Origin of the sequence: Bacillus sp. AFS002410 (genome assembly GCF_002556365.1) — a bacterium.
Taxonomy (GTDB): domain Bacteria; phylum Bacillota; class Bacilli; order Bacillales; family Bacillaceae_G; genus Gottfriedia.
Genome location: NZ_NUEU01000019.1, coordinates 23,452 through 38,338, shown reverse-complemented (window position 1 = coordinate 38,338; position 14,887 = coordinate 23,452). Strand labels below are relative to the sequence as shown.

At 31.9% G+C, this 14,887-nt stretch carries 15 protein-coding genes and 2 other annotated features; of the genes, 10 read left to right on the top strand and 5 right to left on the bottom strand.

What is annotated here, in order from left to right:
• The first annotated feature begins 69 nt into the window (after positions 1-69).
• Together CN692_RS12460 and CN692_RS12455 are read left to right on the top strand one after the other, a co-directional pair.
• Positions 70-1,020: a helix-turn-helix transcriptional regulator gene (locus CN692_RS12460; protein ID WP_098119490.1), complete on the top strand. Its 951-nt coding sequence runs from the start codon at positions 70-72 to the stop codon at positions 1,018-1,020.
• Between the two features lie 165 nt (positions 1,021-1,185).
• Positions 1,186-1,416 (top strand) — a binding site (T-box leader).
• A 44-nt stretch (positions 1,417-1,460) separates the two neighbouring features.
• Positions 1,461-1,684: a binding site (T-box leader), on the top strand.
• Between the two features lie 59 nt (positions 1,685-1,743).
• Entirely contained in the window at positions 1,744-3,072 is a 1,329-nt protein-coding gene (locus CN692_RS12455; RefSeq protein ID WP_098119489.1) for an amino acid permease, read from the top strand.
• A gap of 42 nt (positions 3,073-3,114) precedes the next feature.
• Here CN692_RS12455 and CN692_RS12450 read toward each other — a convergent pair whose 3' ends face one another.
• Positions 3,115-3,855 carry an MBL fold metallo-hydrolase gene (locus tag CN692_RS12450; RefSeq protein ID WP_098119488.1) on the bottom strand — a complete coding sequence of 247 codons (741 nt, stop codon included), beginning with the start codon at positions 3,853-3,855 and terminating at the stop codon, positions 3,115-3,117.
• 132 nt (positions 3,856-3,987) lie between these two features.
• A complete protein-coding gene (locus CN692_RS12445; RefSeq protein WP_098119487.1) occupies positions 3,988-4,557 on the bottom strand; it encodes a TetR/AcrR family transcriptional regulator in 570 nt (189 codons plus the stop codon).
• Between the two features lie 199 nt (positions 4,558-4,756).
• On the opposite strand from CN692_RS12445, the gene CN692_RS12440 reads away from it, so the two are divergent.
• The 4 genes from CN692_RS12440 (at position 4,757) to CN692_RS12425 (ending at position 8,342) form a co-directional block, all read left to right on the top strand.
• Positions 4,757-5,968, top strand: coding sequence for a multidrug efflux MFS transporter (locus CN692_RS12440; protein ID WP_098119486.1), 1,212 nt, complete (start codon positions 4,757-4,759; stop codon positions 5,966-5,968).
• 132 nt (positions 5,969-6,100) lie between these two features.
• Complete coding sequence (locus tag CN692_RS12435) at positions 6,101-6,973, top strand: AraC family transcriptional regulator (RefSeq protein WP_098119485.1); 873 nt, start codon at positions 6,101-6,103, stop codon at positions 6,971-6,973.
• Positions 6,974-7,222: 249 nt separating this feature from the next.
• Positions 7,223-7,681 (top strand): GNAT family N-acetyltransferase, encoded by a 459-nt coding sequence (locus CN692_RS12430; protein ID WP_098119484.1) that lies wholly within the window; start codon positions 7,223-7,225, stop codon positions 7,679-7,681.
• A gap of 469 nt (positions 7,682-8,150) precedes the next feature.
• Positions 8,151-8,342: a hypothetical protein gene (locus CN692_RS12425; protein ID WP_098119483.1), complete on the top strand. Its 192-nt coding sequence runs from the start codon at positions 8,151-8,153 to the stop codon at positions 8,340-8,342.
• Positions 8,343-8,495: 153 nt separating this feature from the next.
• Here CN692_RS12425 and CN692_RS12420 read toward each other — a convergent pair whose 3' ends face one another.
• The 3 genes from CN692_RS12420 to CN692_RS12410 form a co-directional block, all read right to left on the bottom strand.
• The gene (locus tag CN692_RS12420; protein WP_098119482.1) at positions 8,496-9,218 is read right to left on the bottom strand and encodes a DUF4304 domain-containing protein; all 723 of its coding nucleotides are present in this window, start codon (positions 9,216-9,218) and stop codon (positions 8,496-8,498) included.
• A gap of 184 nt (positions 9,219-9,402) precedes the next feature.
• Positions 9,403-10,494 carry a DUF3626 domain-containing protein gene (locus tag CN692_RS12415; RefSeq protein ID WP_098119481.1) on the bottom strand — a complete coding sequence of 364 codons (1,092 nt, stop codon included), beginning with the start codon at positions 10,492-10,494 and terminating at the stop codon, positions 9,403-9,405.
• A 32-nt stretch (positions 10,495-10,526) separates the two neighbouring features.
• Entirely contained in the window at positions 10,527-10,985 is a 459-nt protein-coding gene (locus CN692_RS12410) for an SRPBCC family protein (protein WP_098119480.1), read from the bottom strand.
• 1,046 nt (positions 10,986-12,031) lie between these two features.
• On the opposite strand from CN692_RS12410, the gene CN692_RS12395 reads away from it, so the two are divergent.
• The 4 genes from CN692_RS12395 to CN692_RS12380 all read left to right on the top strand — a co-directional run bounded on the left by CN692_RS12395 (position 12,032) and on the right by CN692_RS12380 (position 14,798).
• Positions 12,032-12,322, top strand: a complete 291-nt coding sequence (locus CN692_RS12395; protein WP_098119477.1) for a hypothetical protein — start codon at positions 12,032-12,034, stop codon at positions 12,320-12,322.
• A 39-nt stretch (positions 12,323-12,361) separates the two neighbouring features.
• The gene (locus CN692_RS12390) at positions 12,362-12,778 is read left to right on the top strand and encodes a GNAT family N-acetyltransferase (RefSeq protein WP_098119476.1); all 417 of its coding nucleotides are present in this window, start codon (positions 12,362-12,364) and stop codon (positions 12,776-12,778) included.
• 89 nt (positions 12,779-12,867) lie between these two features.
• Positions 12,868-13,644: an arylamine N-acetyltransferase family protein gene (locus tag CN692_RS12385; RefSeq protein WP_098119475.1), complete on the top strand. Its 777-nt coding sequence runs from the start codon at positions 12,868-12,870 to the stop codon at positions 13,642-13,644.
• Positions 13,645-14,423: 779 nt separating this feature from the next.
• Complete coding sequence (locus tag CN692_RS12380; protein ID WP_098119474.1) at positions 14,424-14,798, top strand: DoxX family protein; 375 nt, start codon at positions 14,424-14,426, stop codon at positions 14,796-14,798.
• The last annotated feature ends 89 nt before the right edge of the window (positions 14,799-14,887 follow it).

The following is a 14,887-nucleotide window of genomic DNA, read 5'->3' as shown; positions in this document are numbered from 1 at the left end:
TTGGCTTAAGACATATGATAGATTATAATAGTGACAAAAATTGTCATAGTTATCAAAAAAGGTGAAAATATGTCTGCTAAATCAAAACGATTAATTGAATTAATGATGCTTGTCAATCGAAAGCGCAAGTTTACGGTTAAGGAATTAGCCTATGAATTTAATGTGTCACCAAGAACGATTTTAAGAGATTTGCAAGAGTTAAGTGAATTAGGGGTGCCGTTATATTCTGAAGTGGGTCCTCATGGTGGATATCAAGTGTTGAACGAAAGAGTTCTGCCACCTATTACATTTACTGAAGAAGAAGCAGTTTCATTATTTTTTGCTAGTCATGCATTGCGGCATTTTTCTACGCTTCCCTTTGAAGCAGAGTCAAAGTCAGCGTTGAAAAAGTTTTACGCCTATTTACCATCTGATGTGAAAAATCGAATTGATGAAATGAAAAATCGTTTTGACTTTATAATCCCTACAAAGCAAGCGAAATCCGAATTTCTTTCAATACTTTTAGAAACCGCTATTAGTCAAAGTGTGATTAGCATTGAATATGATTCGTATAAAGGGAGGTCGAAACGAGAAATTCAGCCAATCGGAATTTATGCGAACAATGGATTATGGTATTGTCCAGCATATTGTTTTAATAGTGATGATTATCGACTATTTAGATGCGATAAAATTCTTTCAGTTTGTCATGATGTGGAAAATGAACCGTTAAATTTGCCACATATATCGCTTGGAAAGAAATTAGCAAGTATGAAAGAAGAGAGATTAATTAAGTTTTATGTAGAGCTTAGTAGAGACGGAGTTCAAAGATGTGAGACAATAATTGATCCGAGGTTTAAAGTACAAGTACGAGAAGATGGAACTGGTTTTATTGAAGATTGGATTGGTCAAAATGAAATTCCTTTTATCGCTCAACTATTTATTTCAATCGGAAAAGAAGCTAAAGTTAAAGAGCCAATTCAACTTTTACAAAGTATAAGAGAAAAGCTTTCGGAAGTTATGGAATGGTATGAAAATGACTGATTAAATCCAATTAAAGTTAAACGGTTACAATTTACATATAGCAGCGTTTTTCAATTGAAGTAGAGTTAACTAGTAAAAAAAGGTGTTGACAGAATTGTTAAATAACCTCTATAATACAAAACATATTAAAAAAAGAACCAAGTTACTAATAGTAGATTAATATAGTTTTAAGCAATGAAGGGTATTGAAGTAGTGCTTATCTCACTGTAATAGAGAGCTGATGGTTGGTGGAAATCAGTACAAAGATAAGGATGAATTACGGTCCTGGAGCTATTTTTTTCGAGGTAAAGTTTCATCTTTACTGAGGGAAAAACGGTCAATTATGATCGTTATCAAATTTTAAGAGGCAGATTAATTCTGCAACTAGGGTGGTACCGCGAACAATTCGTCCCTACTGAGTAAATCAGTAGGGACTTTTTTATTATTTAAAATTTAATATATGAACTGCAATGAAGGGAATACAGTAATGTTTGTTTCACTGTTTAAGAGAGCTGATGGATGGTGTGAATCAGTACAAAAATAAACATGAATTACAATCCTGGAGCATCTTTTTCGAAATAAAGGTCGACATTTATTAGAGAAAGACGGTCATTGATCGTTAACTAAAACAAGAGGCAGATTTATCTGCAATTAGGGTGGTACCACGGTGTAAATCGTCCCTGTCATAAGTGACAGGGGCGATTTTTTTTTATAAATATACAGCTAGAAAGAGGAGATAGAGAGATGGAATTACAAAAAAATTTATTGCCAAGGCATATACGTTTCATGGCACTCGGCGGAGCAATTGGAACTGGTATTTTTAAAGGAACATCAGAAACTGTATCGATAGCGGGGCCAGCGGTTATTTTTTCTTATATATTTGCTGGATTATTACTTCTTGTTGTAATGAGTGCGATTGCGGAGATGGCGATTGCTTTTCCTGGTCTAAATATGAAAGGATTTATTCATAAAGCGTTTGGTACAAGAGTATCTTTTGTGATCGGTTGGTTGTACTGCTTTATGTGGTTAGTTGTTTGTGTGATTGAAGTAATTGCAGCTGGAAGCTTTTTACAATATTGGTTTCCTTCAATGTCATTATGGTCTTTAAGTTTTATTAGTGCAATTTTTATTGTGATCGTTAATTTTATGAATGTGAAACGATATGGCGAAATAGAATTCTGGTTTGCTGGAATTAAAGTTACAATGATTGTTTTATTTATTGCGTTAGGCGCAGGGATTTTATTTGGCATAATTCCAAGTGGAAATAGTGATTATGTTCATAACTATGTTCAACATAAAGGATTTTTACCACACGGTTGGTCTGGCGTATTTTCTGCTTTATTAATTGTCATTTTTTCTTATGGTGGTTCAGAACTAATTGGATTGACTTTATCAGAAACAAAAGACGCTGAAAAAGTAATTCCAAAAGTTGTTAAAGGAGTTATTTGGAGAATTGTTTTATTCTACACTCTTCCAATTTTGATAATTTGCGGTTTAATTCCATGGAATGAAATCGGTAATCAAGAAAGTCCATTTGTTCAAGTATTATCGACAGTTGGATTTCACGGTGCAGCTCATATTATGAACTTTGTTTTAATTACGGCAGTATTATCTGCAGCCAATTCTGGTATTTATGGCTGTACACGTATGATGTATTCATTAGCAACTGAAGGGGAAGCTCCGAAAGCTTTTGCAAAAATTTCAAAAAATGGTGTACCAGTTTATGCGGTCATTGTAAGTGCAATTATTTTAATTGGAGGCACATTCGTAGCTTATTTCTCTCCAGATCGCGTATTTGGTTATTTAATGGCGATTCCTGGGTTTACGGTATCAATAGTATGGATCAGCATTTGTTTAGCACAACTAAAGCTTCGCAAAACGTATACGAAAATGCCACACTTTAGAGTATGGGGATTTCCATATATAACTTCTTTCACAGTCCTTGCATTAGGTGTGAGTTGTATAGCATTTGCTTTTAGTAAAGACAATAGATTAAGTATATTTGTATGCTTAGGAATTTTAATCGTATTAGTTTTATGTTCATTTATGAAAGGTAAAAACAAGCTTAATTAAATAGACAAAGGGCACCTATACAGGTGCCCTTTATTTTTTAATTTAGTTAGAATTAGCTAATGCTAAAAGCTGTGCATTTACATTTTCATTTACTACTCCGCCGTGGTAACAAATAACAGTTTCGATATCATATTTAGTGAATTTCTTAATGGACTCAAGAGCTGTCTCCATATCAGGTGTATTACTTTGATTTGGCCCCATGATTACACCATTTTCTGAAGTTAGCGCATCTCCTGCAATTAGAGTTTTACTTTGATGATGATATAAACTAATGTGACCAGGAGTATGTCCAGGAGTATAGATGACAGTAATTCCTCCAGCGTATGGTAATACCTCTTCATCAGTTACTGTAGTATCAACCTTTGTAGTAAGTTGTATATCGAACATCGCTTTTATTTTTTGAGCCTGTTCTTCAGGAAGTGATTCGATCATTTTTGCGATTCGTTCAGGATTCATTTTAATAAACGTTTTGTCGCCTTCAATATAAGGTTTGTCTTCATTATGGGCTAACACTTCAATGTTTTGATCTGCAGTTTTTAAAATTGCAGTAAGGCTACCGATATGATCTATATCTTGATGTGTAAGTATGATTTTAGACAGTTTGTTAAATTCTAAACCAGCTTTCTCAATCGCTTCACGAATTTCTCCAGTTTGTCCTGGCATTCCTGTATCTACTAAGATTACTTCATGATCATCCCAAAGTAATGTGGGATGAATAATTCTTTCTGATCCCATAAAGTTCATTACTAATTCAATTGTTTCAATACCTTTATCTATTTTCATTTGTAGGGTAAAAGCGCTATGCTCTTACCGCACCTCCCTTTGATTTTATGTGAGCACTAAACTAGGTATCTTAATTTCTTAAGGTTCTTAGCTTAGTGTTCACATTTTTTATATCTCTTTAAAAACTTGAAACTATTTTTGAGCTTTTGAAACGGAAGTAATAAAGTCATCAATCATAACATCAAAGCTATCATCCACATTTACCGGATGCTGAAAATATCCAAGGAAGTTCATTGAGACAAATCCGTGTAAAATGCTTCTTAATGCTCGACCTTGATGAATTAGTAAGGTGCGGTCCGTAATATAAAACTCTAATACTTGATGAATAATTCCAGTTGTTTCTTTAGCGAGCTGTTTGACATCTTCATTTTCTGTACTTGGAATATTCATAAAAAGCCCATAACCAGTTCTATTTTCAAATGCAAAATCACGGTATACATAAGCAATTTCTCGAATTGCTTGTTCACCGCTTTTACCAACTAATCTTTGCATTAAATTCGAATTTAACTTATTTAAAAGTGAATTTGTCATCTTTAATTTTAAATCATCCATATTAGCGAAATGGTTATATAACGATGGATATTTAATATCTAGTTTCTCTGCAATCTTCGGAAAAGTAACTTGATTAAGACCAATTTCATTAGCCAATTGAAAAGCTACATCAATAATTTTTTCTTTAGTTAAATTTCTTTTTTGAACCATTTTTTCACTCCCACTTATTTTTACTAAAAATAGTTTAACACTTTAGTTAATAATTAGTAAACTATATTATATAATTTACAAACTATAAAATATAGTTTAGTCTTATATGTATCGTTAAACTAATGAGATATTGTTTATTAGTCTCATTTTCGGGACTTATTATATTGATTTATTTTTATCAAAAAGAGAGGGGGATATTATGTTATTGTGGAAAAGAAATCTAATTGTCTGTTGGTTTGGGATGTTCGTAACGAGTATTGGAATGAGCCAACTTGGTCCAGTATTACCTCTATATATTGATAAACTAGGTGTTCATAATTCTGCCCTAATTAGTCAATTTTCTGGGATAGCGTTTGGAGTAACCTTCATTATATCTGCAATATTTTCTCCAATTTGGGGTTTGGCAGCAGATAAATTTGGTCGAAAACCAATGCTACTAAGAGCAAGCCTTGGTATGTCGATTATTATTTTTTGTATGGGTTTTGCACATAATGTCTATATATTAATTGGTTTAAGACTTTTACAAGGTGTCATCACTGGTTATGGAACAGCTTGTACTACTTTAATCGCTACGCAAACTGATAAAGAGCATGCTGGATCGGCTTTAGGTACACTTTCAACAGCAAGTATAGGAGGTTCATTACTTGGACCTATGATTGGTGGATATATTGGAGAGACTGTAGGTTTACAAAATGTATTTTTTGTGACGGGTGCACTTATCATGGTTGCATTCATTACAACAGCATTATTTGTTAAAGAATCCTTTACTCGCCAAGATAAAAAGGTGCTTAAAATGAAGGAAATATGGAATATTATTCCCGATAAAGGCTTAATGATCACAATGTTTATTACCTTTTTTGTTTTAACAATCGCTCTTTATTCAATCGAGCCAGTTATTACAGTCTATATTTCTCAGTTGTCTGCTCATTCTACACATGTTGCATTATTAGCAGGTATGGCATTCTCAGCTTCAGGGTTAGCAAGTATTATAGCTGCTCCAAGATTAGGGAAGATTTCAGATCGAATTGGTCCACATAAAGTTATATTTGTTGCACTGGTTGTTTCAGGTCTGATGGTTATTCCGCAAGCTTTTGTAAAAAACGCCTGGCAGTTGATGGGGCTACGATTTATTTTAGGATTAGCAACCGCAGGGTTAACTCCTTCTGTTAATACATTAGTTAAACGAATCACACCAGATGCTATTACGGGTAGAGTATTTGGGTTAAATATGTCAGCTGGTTATTTAGGCGTATTTGTCGGATCGGTTTTAGGTGGCCAAATTGGAGCATATTTAGGCGTAAAATACGTATTCTTTGTAACAAGTGCACTATTATTATTTAATGCAGTGTTGGTTTACGTTAAAGTAAATAAGAAGTTGAATGTTAACGATGAATATAAATTATCGATGTAATACATTATTTTGGGAGCTACTTAAGGAAGGTAGCTCTTTTTTTTAGTAAATTAAGACCCTACATAACTAAACATGAAATGTCGGATATGTTATTTTTGTTCCTGTTATTCTATTGATAAGGGAGGTAGTCAAATGGATTTGCTTAAGAATATGAATGATGCACTAGTATATATTGAAGAAAATCTTACAAGTACTATGGATTATAAAGAAATTTCTAGGAGGGCTTTTTGTTCCGAGTATCATTTTAAAAGAATGTTTTCGTTTCTTGCTGGAATTTCACTGTCGGAATATATTCGTCGTCGCCGTCTTACACTAGCAGCATTTGAACTGAAAGAACATAACACAAAAATAATTGATCTTGCTTTAAAATACGGATACAATTCTCCGGATTCGTTTACGAGAGCATTTCAAAATCTACATGGAATAACTCCTTCAGAAGCGAGAGTTAATGGCAATTCACTTAAAGCATTTCCACGAATGACCTTCCAATTATCAATTAAAGGGGGAAATGAAATGAACTATCGAATTGAAGAAAAAGAAGCGTTTCGAATCGTTGGTATAAAAAAGCGAGTTCCGATTATTTTTAATGGAGTTAATCCGGAAATTGCCTCGATGTGGAAAAGTTTAACGATGGATAAAATCACACAATTAAAAGAGCTCTCAAACGTTGAGCCAAATGGCATTATAAGCGCATCAACAAATTTTTCTGAAAGTAGGATGGAAGAAAAAGGTGAACTTGATCATTATATTGGTGTTGCCACTACAAATAAGTGTCCGGACGAATTCATACAACTTGAGGTAACTGCATCAACATGGGCAGTATTCGAAGCTGTTGGGAAATTCCCAGAAGCATTGCAAGAAGTATGGGGACGAATTTATTCTGAATGGTTTCCTTCATCAAATTACCAACAAGAAGAAGGGCCTGAAATTTTGTGGAATGAGCATAAGGACATTACTTCACCAACTTTTAAAAGTGAGATATGGATTCCGATTTCGAAAAAATAGGCTCTTTAAATTAATATGTTGATTTTTGAACTAAAAAAGGATGTCTAATTAGACATCCTTTGGAACTCTTATTTAACTAAAGGACTTCATTAGTTCAATTACTTGAGTTGCTTCGGTGACTCTATTTTTGTTTCAGTAAATGCCAGATTAATTGAATTAGTATAAATGTCCCAATTAAACGTTGGAAATATTTGTTAAAATTATAATTAGAGCAAGTCTTGCTCAAACAACTGAAACGAAGGAGAAATTATGCAGGATAAAAACATAGAACTTGTGGAGTTAAATTCAGAAAACTGGTATAAATGCTGTCAATTAGAGGTATCTGAAGATCAAAAGAGTTACATCGAACCAAATGCAATCTCGATTGCTCAATCGAAATTTGAATCTTCACTAAAGCCATTTGCTATTCAATTTGAAGGCAATATAGTTGGATTTTTAATGTTTAATACTACTGAGGAAGAGCTTGATGGCTATTGGATATATAGAATAATGGTTGATAAGAACTTTCAACAAAAAGGCATAGGTAAAAAGGCGACTCAGTTAACGATCGATGAAATTGCTAAACTACCAAATGCAAAAAAAATTGTTGTAGGCTATCATCCTGAAAACCTAGGAGCACATAATTTATATTCAAGTTTAGGATTCATTGATCATGGAGATCGATTTGGTAAAGAAATGGCAGTAGTTTTAGATATTAACCATAAATAAACATCACTATGTAACTAACGCATTGCGTTCGCTCTCAAACAAAATTAGAAGAATAAAGAGTAATTAGAGTATTTACAGGCTGGATTTTTGGAGGTTGCTATGAAAATTAAAAAGAATCCAGTTGAAAACCTCAATGATGCAGTTAACAATTCAATGTCGGGTGACTTAAATGGAATATCAAAAATAGGCTGCATTCCTATGATTATATTAGTGGTTATTATATTTTTTATAGACCTTTTGATAAGATTCACAGGTAATTAACAGCCATTTTATACCTTATTCAACTAATGCATGCATGAGTTGAATAGAAGCTGTCAATTCAGGTGGCTTTTTCTTATTCGACTAAATGGCAGTTTAGTAGAATTAGAAATATTAAATTTCAAGTAAAAAAGGCGAAATTCCCCAAGTTAAAGTCTTATGAAAAGAATTTGTAATAGAAGTAACACATCTTTAGAAATGGGAGGAAAGAATGGAAATAATTTTTAACTTAATAGTTTGTTTAGTTGGAGTGGCTCCACTTGTTTATGCAATGTCTACTTCGAAAAATAAAAAAAGTGATTCAGAAAATAATAAGTCATCTAAATATCGTCTATGGAATAAGATTGCTTTTATTCTTATTGTATTGATTTTGATTTACAGTGAGTATTCGATACTAAATTAATGAAAAAACATAACCATTAATTAGTTTAGTAATAACAGCCATAACTACTTTTATCCCAGGAGTTATTGCACTATTTAATAGATTAATTAAGAAATCTAAAAGAACATAATAAAAAATGCTATTCAACTAAAGCATGCTTTAGTCGAATAAGACTTATATGAATTTATATCCATAATCTTTTAAGATAATTTTTGTGTTTTCAATATTTGTCATCACAATTTGATTTAGAAATTTTGTGTTATTTGATTCGATTGCATCCTTTAATTCATTCAATTCTTTAAGTTCATCTTTTAAGAAAATTTGAAACTCTTCTTCACTATTGAATTCACTTCTATGATTATCAATTATTGCTGAGATGTTTTGATTTATGAATGCTTCTACTACTTTTAATGCATCTTCATAATTTTTGAATTTTAAATATAAGTTTAGTTTTTCATTACTAATAAAACTTATTTCCCCGTAATTTCGTATATCAGATTCAATTTCGAATTTCAAAAACTCTTCTTCAGTTTGAACACTTTCAAAAATTGGTAAAATCTCTTTTTTGAACTGATTTTTACATTTTTCAAGTTCTTGTTGAATACTTTTTAAACTCAAAGGATTATATTGAAACTCACCAGAATCGTAATCTCCGTAATCATACAATCTAAATGAACCTTCTTTTAATAGACTTTTATCGTTATCCCTTGAAAATGGGAAAATGCCTATATTTAGGGTGAAATCAATTGGTGAACTTTTAAAGATATTAATCGTTTGAATAATCTCATTATTTGTCACCCTAATAAATAACGAACCTTTCATAATAAACCCTAATGGAAATAAAGTCTCTTTAAACATTTCTTTATATTGTTTTGTAAGATTAGAAGTTAATTTCAATTTTATCGACCTTTCTCATAAGAAAAAACTGGGCAAAATAGTAATATTCCATTTGTATTTTTAATTCAATTATATCATTTCCTTTTTCAACGAGACTGCCATTTTGTGAAATAAAAAAAGCGATCTTCTATTGAAGAATCGCATGCGTTAGTTACACAAAACTAAGTATTCTAGGTAATCAATATTATGAAAAATCTCGAATGGGCTTCCCATATCTTACTAGAACATGCCACAATAGTTTTAGCTCTTGAAGTACTTCTTTATATGTTCCCAGGTCGCTCCAAGATAAAGGAGTACTTTCTAAGCTCATTACCGCAGAACCTATCACATTTGCATCGATAATGTTATTGCATGCAATACGTTTTGCTAAGGAGGGCATAGAAGGACCTCTAAAGTCAACGGGAACCTCGTCGACAGTAAGTACAAACCCCATATGCCAATAAAGTTCAATTGAATATTTATAGCATATTTGTTCTAAGCAAATACCTACAGGTGTATTCTTGAAAGATGGATCTGCAACAAGCATTTCCACGTCCTCATTAAGCGAAATATCTCCATGAACTTGAGCTTCAATATAGTGATTAAGATTGCGGTTTGCTTCCATATTTTTAGGGTCCACGAACGGTTTTTCAAGATTAACTAGCAAATGATTAATTAATTTTGAAGGGGTTAGATTTGTTTCACCGATTCCAAAATCTCTTATGTAAACCTCTTCCAAAAGAGCTGCCAAAATAAGATCAAACTCTTTATATGTGCCTTTTTCCTTTGGATCTTGGTGTGAATCCAAATACGTAAATGTGCAACGATGTGATGCCTCTGATGATAGGAGAAAATAACAAGAACCAAAACGAGGTGAAGGACCATCGGGATGTAGCATTAAATTTAATGCCCCATATTTGGGACGCTGGGTATTGGTTGCTCCTTTTTGTTGATATGCTCCTCCAAAAATCTTTTTCTCCCATAAATCACGTTCACCCCCAGGATAGGCGGACACGCTACCATTTGATATAAATGTTTCAAATTGACTTTTATAAACTCCTTGCTGAAGAAGCGCTTCAGAAACATTTTTCATATTGGAAACTGGTCTATCTGGGTGAAAATGAAGAGCAACCTTAGCATGAGCCTTTAGCTTTTCGACTGCATTTTCATATAAATTACTTGAGACATTAGACATTTGAAGAATGTGCTTAATTGTTGCTTTAGCATCACTTTTAAAGTTCCTAGAATAATTAGTAATGTATTCTATTGCCGATAGCTGTGCATTAGTCAATTCCATGACTATTAACTCCTTTCATTTCAATAAGAGTACTAGTTTAAATTATATTTTTCCAACATCTTCTTATCCAAGTGCTCAAGTGCAAAGCCCCAAGCATTTTCGTGTCCATTTTTTGTTTCCTCATCTGGAAAACCCTTATGTGTGAGTCGCAATCGAGTACCGTTACCATTAGGCTCAATTTCTACTGTTACAACAGTTTCAACACCTTTTGTTCCTCCATCTCCAGTAACCCATGTCAACTCTACAAGACGATCAGGTACGAGTCTTAGAAATCTTCCGTAATGTGGATGACGTTTTCCTTCAAAATAAGTCTCGAAAAAGAAAACGGTATTGACTTCATCTGTCATTAACACTGTACCAGGAGCTGCACACCAACGATCAAACTGATCCGTCCACGCTCTATAAAGTAAATTTGGGGATGATTCCATTAATCTTTCAACGATTAAACCAAAGGGCCTAGATGAAAGGTCAGGCGTAGTAATATGATTCATATAAAATCCTCCAAAACCATTATTCAGTGAAAATACACCACATACACATACAAATACTTGAAATATTTATATATTCCTCTATTTTTCCTTTTTCAACTAATATGCCATTTACTTGGATAAAAAAAAGCTACCGAAGCAGCTTTGTGATGTTGAACTAAAACGTGATTTAGCTGAATAAGAGCATTGCTAACAAATGCGATTTTTTATCAACCATTATAAATATTGGATAAAAAATGTTTAAGGTTTGTTTTTATTTAAAAATCACTTAAAACAAAATAAGTGAACACCAAAAACCACGGAATAACAATCGTCCATTTTGAAATTTTAACATTAAATTTACCCAAAATACCCAAAAATAAATTATCACATAATATATACAAATTTATTATCAAAAACAGTATTAATAACGTAAACCATACAGAATACTTGGGACGCAGCAACTCAAGTCCAATAAACATCGTAGGTACAAAAATTATCCCAGACAGTAGTTCAGCAAGGTCATACCTTCTAGCTTTATTTTTAGAAATCCACTTTAAATATTTTTTTAGTAACAACATTTTCCTTACACCTCTATAAATATTTCATTATTAAATTAATTATATAGAAGGAATGAGTAATTGTAATTTGGGAAAATTGTCTTTTTTACTGATAATTTATAAATCTCCTTTTACAAAGCAAAAAAAAAGAGCAAAATGCTCTTTAAGATTCTGAATGATCGTTAGTAAAGTTATCAAGCTTATCGGAAATACTTTTAAGAATTTGATTTTTCTCCTGCTGGAGCTTTAGGAATTTTAATAAAAACCAAATAATAAAAACGATTGGTGCGACGTAAATAATAAGCGGTATGAGTGCAAAAAGAGAATAAAATGCGTCACCATGCATATTTAACTCACTCCTTTTTGGAAGATTATACCATGTTTTTAATATTAAAGCTTTCTAATTTATATGAATATTTTATTTTTTTATATCTAATTCTTGTTTAAGAATGACTAAACTTCAAAAGGAATATAGATATCTTTAGAGAAAGTAGTTTTTAGGAGGTATATATGCTGATCTTATTTTGGCCATTTACAATTGTCTCTATTTTTTTATCGATAGTAGCATTAATAGTAAAGAAGCCTTCTCTACTAATTATTACAACAATTTTATTTACACCAATGTCACTTTATTTAGCAGCAACACCGCTTTTTTTTATTTGGGGATTAATATTTCCGCTTCTCTATTTATTGGCGGCATTTAAGATGCATAAAAAATATAAAACAAAGTATTTGCTACTTTTAATTTCACCAAATTATATTTTAGTTGGATGGCTTGGATATGCAGTATTAAGTCAGTAATTTATCAAAAAGTATGTAAATATAATAGGAGAAAAAATGATGAAAATAGTAAAACAATGGGTGCAAGAAGATAGTGATTTTATAAGAAAAAAAGTAATTGAATATAATTCTAATAACCTACCAGATGAGAAAAATGCGCCGTCTGAAAATGTAAGCTTTGTCATTAGAAATGATCAGGATGATATAGTAGGAGGAATTACTGGTAGAATATACTGGCATCATTTATCGATAGAATTTTTATGGGTATCAGAAGATTATAGGCACGAAGGTTTTGGTAGCAATTTGATCAAACAAATGGAAGAATTTGCAATAGAAAAAGATTGCCGTCTTATTAAAGTAGATACTTTTAGTTTCCAAGCTCCAGCGTTTTATAAGATGCATGGATATAAAGTTTTTGGAGTGATTGAAGATCATCCAAAGGGATATAATCAATACTATTTTGAAAAGAGACTATAAATGATAAGCCGCATAAGTGGCTTATTATTTTTTTGTTAGCTTAAATGATAATATTAATGAAAGAGATTTATGAGATGGAGGGACAATTAATGAGTGAGTTTAACTTATTGTTTCGAAAAAGAATTGGATTACAAATTCAAGAAGAACTTAATTTTAGTCATTTAGATTTAATTCTCGAAAAGACAGCAAAAAATATTCCTTTTGAAAATCTATGTATTATGAAAAATAAAACTCAAGGAATCACACGAGAGAATTTAATAAGCAAATTATTAGTAAAAAATGAGGGCGGACTTTGCTATGAATTGAATTCTTTATTATATTTATTTTTACTAGAACATGGTTTTAACGTTAGGTTATCAAGAGGTGTTGTGTATGACAACGTAACTCAAAAATACCCTACATTTGGAAGAACACATGTCACAATCCTTTTGACACATAATGAAGAAACGTATTTAGTCGATACAGGATTTGGTGCAAATCTCCCTTTAAGAGCAGTACCCTTAACTGGAGTGCTGATCAGTTCAAGTAATGGTGAATTCCGAATTGAGAAAAAGGACACTGAATATGGGGATTATGTATTGTTAATAAAGCTAAAGCATAAAGATACTAATTGGAGAATTGGTTACGCCTTTGATTCAAATGACATAATTTCGGATGTATCTGAATTTAATGAAATCCAAACAATCATTGCTGAGCATGAGGAATCTCCATTCAATAAAAATCCTTTAATTACTCAACTTACAGATGAAGGGAATAAAACATTAACGAATAGCTCATTTACGCAATGGGTTAACGGCGTAGTAACAAAAGAGGTTATTGACGAAATAAGATATAAGGAATTAGCGAAACAGCATTTTGGGCTTTAAATTATAGTAGATAAGTATTTGGGAACTTTATCGAGACACTTGAAAACAGGTAAACTGCTTTTTTATTTTAAAGTGTTGAAAGTCAATATTTAAAAAGTACACTAAGTGAAATATTTGATGATTAAGTAGTAATCTTTTGATGATGTTGTATTGGTGTTTTTAACTAATCGTTTATTTATAGAATAACAACAAAATTTATGGTTTATCCTTTTCAGAATCTATGAATATTTAGTTTTTAAACTTTTGAAGAAAAAAATCAAATGATTAGATTAAATATAGAGGATCTATCGAGATTGTCAAAGATATTGAGTAATTAATTTCTATTTCTAAATTAAGAATCATAATTCCGTTCTTTGATGTAAGCTTTTTTGTAGAAGAAGTTGATTGGAACGGAAGGATTCTCGACTCCTATGGGAAAAGCGGGAAGCCTGAGACCCCGCAGGCTTGCCGAGGAGGCTCAGGTCTCGCCCCATGGAAAGCGAGAATCCTGTAGTGGAAATCAATATCAAACAGCTTCATTTACATTGAAAATATTGTTGATTAATTGACAAATTCTTTTCGCAGCAGCGTTAAAGCAGGTAAAACTGCTTTTTTATTTTGCTTAAAATGACCTTTTTCAATTTGTAATTATCAAAATGAAAGCAAGTTAAATCGAGGGTTTTAACAATATTTTACAATTTTAATAAACGTTCTAATCAAAATTTTAAGTGAAATAAGTATTTTAAAGTAATATGTTCTTTTTAAAATTGCATATATATTAAGCAAAGGGGTGATAAAAAGTGGATATTTTATCAACTATATTACAAATTTTATTAGCTCTTATGTTTTTGATTGCTGGGTTTGGGAAAGTTTTTGGTTCTAGTTCAAGTGTTGAAAGCTTTAATCATTTGAAATTACCACAGTGGTTTAGAGTCATTACTGGATTAGTGGAATTGATTGGTGTAGCTTCATTAATCATTGGATTTTGGGAAGCAAGTTGGGTCCCAGCTGGTGGATTATTATTAGGAGTTGTAGCAATCGGTGGAATAATTGCACATATTCGAGTGAAAGATTCGTTTAAACAAACTTTTACAATATTATTATTAGGCATTATTGGATTTGTACTATTATGGATTAACTATTCGGATCTCTCTAATTTCCCAGGATTTAAATAATTTGTTATTCATTCTTGCAGGGATAAATAAGGCGCCGGCAGAATTAGTATTACTGTACTAAATCAATCTTATCTGTAAAAGGGAGCGAT

Bases quoted from the DNA above. Each gene is read 5' to 3' on its own strand.
- CN692_RS12450 (WP_098119488.1), bottom strand. From the start codon at position 3,855: ATGAAAATAGATAAAGGTATTGAAACAATTGAATTAGTAATGAACTTT.
- CN692_RS12390 (WP_098119476.1), top strand. From the start codon at position 12,362: ATGAAAATAGTAAAACAATGGGTGCAAGAAGATAGTGATTTTATAAGA.
- CN692_RS12460 (WP_098119490.1), top strand. From the start codon at position 70: ATGTCTGCTAAATCAAAACGATTAATTGAATTAATGATGCTTGTCAAT.
- CN692_RS12435 (WP_098119485.1), top strand. From the start codon at position 6,101: ATGGATTTGCTTAAGAATATGAATGATGCACTAGTATATATTGAAGAA.
- CN692_RS12430 (WP_098119484.1), top strand. From the start codon at position 7,223: ATGCAGGATAAAAACATAGAACTTGTGGAGTTAAATTCAGAAAACTGG.
- CN692_RS12445 (WP_098119487.1), bottom strand. From the start codon at position 4,557: ATGGTTCAAAAAAGAAATTTAACTAAAGAAAAAATTATTGATGTAGCT.
- CN692_RS12395 (WP_098119477.1), top strand. From the start codon at position 12,032: ATGCTGATCTTATTTTGGCCATTTACAATTGTCTCTATTTTTTTATCG.
- CN692_RS12425 (WP_098119483.1), top strand. From the start codon at position 8,151: ATGGAAATAATTTTTAACTTAATAGTTTGTTTAGTTGGAGTGGCTCCA.
- CN692_RS12455 (WP_098119489.1), top strand. From the start codon at position 1,744: ATGGAATTACAAAAAAATTTATTGCCAAGGCATATACGTTTCATGGCA.
- CN692_RS12410 (WP_098119480.1), bottom strand. From the start codon at position 10,985: ATGAATCATATTACTACGCCTGACCTTTCATCTAGGCCCTTTGGTTTA.
- CN692_RS12385 (WP_098119475.1), top strand. From the start codon at position 12,868: ATGAGTGAGTTTAACTTATTGTTTCGAAAAAGAATTGGATTACAAATT.
- CN692_RS12415 (WP_098119481.1), bottom strand. From the start codon at position 10,494: ATGGAATTGACTAATGCACAGCTATCGGCAATAGAATACATTACTAAT.
- CN692_RS12440 (WP_098119486.1), top strand. From the start codon at position 4,757: ATGTTATTGTGGAAAAGAAATCTAATTGTCTGTTGGTTTGGGATGTTC.